Source organism: Burkholderia sp. Ac-20349, assembly GCF_017104865.1.
Taxonomy (GTDB): Bacteria; Pseudomonadota; Gammaproteobacteria; order Burkholderiales; family Burkholderiaceae; genus Burkholderia; species Burkholderia aenigmatica.
The window spans coordinates 1-987 of record NZ_JAAGPM010000354.1 but is presented as its reverse complement, the minus strand read 5'-3'; the positions used below and the strand labels follow the sequence as shown (position 1 = coordinate 987).

Below are 987 nucleotides of genomic sequence, written 5' to 3'. Positions count from 1 at the left end.
ACTGACGCGTCTCGACCTTGTCGGACGCGTTCACGACCAGTGCGATCGCCTGCCCCTTCTGGTCGTGCGACACGCCGATCTGCGGCACCAGGAACGCGTTCTCGTTCACGCCTTCCTCGATCCGTGCACGCACGAACATGCCCGGCAGCAGCACGCGGCCCGGGTTCGGGAAGATCGCGCGGATCGTCACCGAGCCGGTGGTCTGGTCGACCGTCACGTCCGAGAATTGCAGCTTGCCCTGCTCCGAATAGGTCTTGCCGTCTTCCAGGATCAGCGACACCTTCGCGGCGCCCGGACCGCTCGTCTTCAGGCGGCCGCTCTGCACGTCCTGGCGCAGCTTCAGGCCTTCGAGGCTCGATTGCGTGAGGTCGACATACACCGGATCGAGCTGCTGGACCGTCGACATCAGCGTCGCCTGGCTCGCCTGCACATACGCGCCCGGCGTCACCTGCGAGATGCCGACGCGACCCGAAACCGGCGAGACCACATCGGTGTAGCCGAGGTTGATCTGTGCGGTGTCGACCGCCGCCTTGCCGGCCGAGACGTCCGCCGCGGCCTGCCCTTGCGTGGCCACCGCGTTGTCGTAGTCCTGCTTGCTGACCGCATTCGCGGCCACCAGCACCTTGTAGCGCGCGACCAGCGCGTTCTGCGTGACGAGGTTCGCCTGCGCCCGCGCAAGCGTCGCCTTCGCGCTGTTCAGTGCGGCGACGTACGGCGCCGGGTCGATCTTGTAGAGACGCTGGCCGGCCTTGACGTCCGTGCCTTCGGTGAATTCGCGGCGCAGCACGATGCCGTCGACCCGTGCACGCACCTGTGCAACAAGGAACGCGCTGGTGCGGCCCGGCAGTTCGGTTACCGCTGGCACGGCCTGCGGCTGGACGGTGACGACGCCGACTTCCGGCGTTTGCGGCGGCGGTGCCGATTCTTTTTTTCCGCACGCGGCCAGGAAAACGGCGGCCGTTGCAGCAGTGATTAAGCGGTATGGAA

The 987-nt window shown here is 66.9% G+C and carries 1 protein-coding gene; it reads right to left on the bottom strand.

Annotation, left to right across the window (positions count from 1 at the left end):
• Window positions 1–987, bottom strand: a 987-nt coding sequence (locus tag G3N61_RS40390; RefSeq protein WP_205825134.1) for an efflux RND transporter periplasmic adaptor subunit, incomplete at both ends; no start/stop codon positions are given.